Consider the following 1,444-nt stretch of genomic DNA (forward strand, 5'->3'; position numbering starts at 1 on the left):
GCAGTCCTGATTTCCATGTAAAATTTTGCTTATCATTATTCTAACTGCGCCACTCGAACCTCGATTCGTTTCCAGACATAACGGCTGGGAAAGTCCCTCGCAAGCTTGAGTAGGATAGAGCGACCATGCCGAATGAGCGTTGCGGCGCAATAAAAGAATTCCAGACGGAACCGGGCAATCGTATAGCCTTGATGGACTGGCTCACAGCAGTCACGTTTGAAGCGCTCGAACAAATTGTAGGCCAGCAGCTTGATCAGCAGATCCAGACCATTGGCTTTGAAATCACCTGTCGCAATGCGATCGATGGAAAACCCGTTCTTGGCTTCCTTAATGTAATTTTCCATGCAGCAGCGCTGATTGTAGAATCGCCACAAATCGATCGGTTCCCATTCCAGATTAGTCACCATGGCTTCGTACTGCCAGTCCGAATCGAATACAATGCGGCCTTGGCCCTCCTCGAACACTTGCGCCTTACGGATGATCGCTACACGACGCGCCTTGTTCCAGGAGGTCGCTTGGTAGATCAAGCAAATACCTTCGATGATCCACTCTTCGTCGACATATCGCGTCCAGTAACGACAAGCCCCAACTTCCTTGGCCAGCCGCTGGGTCCATTTCAGCTTGCCGACATAGCCGATGTGGTGCTGCTCCCACAAGCTGTAAAAATCTTCACCGCCAAAGCCTTTGTCGAACCTTGCGTACTTCACTTTGTGTTCGTCGAGCAGTCTAAAGGTTTGCCGCAGGAAGTCGGCCGCATCGGTGGAAGAGTGCGTATTGCCCGGTCGAAGCACGGCGTTCAAGTTTAGTCGGCTCTGGCCTTCAAAGGCAAGCAGGGGATGATAGCTCTTACGCCCGGGCTTGTGTGGATTTGTGCCTTTGGCCGCGCCGGACTGATCGCCATACACGGTCTCTACCGTGGAATCCAGATCGAGAATCAGCTCAGGTGGCAAGCAGGGTCGAATGATCTCTTGATTCAGCCTCCGCAGTTCGTTAACCAGAGAGGGACAGAAACGACCAAGCGGATCAATTCCTTGTACAACAGACTGTGATGCGGGCAGCGGCCGCCGAGAAAGCGCCTCAGCAGCACGTCGCTTTGCAAACGACGGAAATGAAAAATCCGTTCGCAGCCAAGCATCCAGCCAACGATGAGATAGAGCAGAATACGGTAAACGGGGAAGAGGGAGTTGCGCGCTTTGCCGCCGGAGAGGCTGCACATCGCCTCCGGCAGTTTGATTTTTTCGAGAAAGGCCAGGAAGATTTTGATGCCGCCGCAGCTCGTTGCGTTTTGTAGTGAAAATTCTGTTTTAATTTTGCTGATCGTTGTGGTAGACTTCACCTATAAGGTGCTCCTCTCTTTGGGTGTAGTGTTCCAAGTAAACACCATTCTACCAAAGATTCGGAGCCCTTTTCATATTTTCAAGAAGCGATACTTTCGAAATTCAGG

At 51.3% G+C, this 1,444-nt stretch carries 2 protein-coding genes; both read right to left on the reverse strand.

What is annotated here, in order from left to right; translation table 11 throughout:
* Positions 1 to 35: 35 nt before the first annotated feature.
* Positions 36 to 1,058, reverse strand: a complete 1,023-nt coding sequence (locus tag RW092_RS04775) for an IS1380 family transposase (RefSeq protein WP_316009655.1) — start codon at positions 1,056 to 1,058, stop codon at positions 36 to 38.
* A complete protein-coding gene (locus tag RW092_RS04780) occupies positions 974 to 1,336 on the reverse strand; it encodes a hypothetical protein (RefSeq protein ID WP_316009656.1) in 363 nt (120 codons plus the stop codon). Before RW092_RS04780 ends, RW092_RS04775 begins: the two co-directional genes overlap by 85 nt.
* Positions 1,337 to 1,444: the final 108 nt, after the last annotated feature.

The sequence above is a fragment of the Paenibacillus sp. 3LSP genome, from assembly GCF_032465655.1.
Classification (GTDB): domain Bacteria; phylum Bacillota; class Bacilli; order Paenibacillales; family Paenibacillaceae; genus Fontibacillus; species Fontibacillus barengoltzii.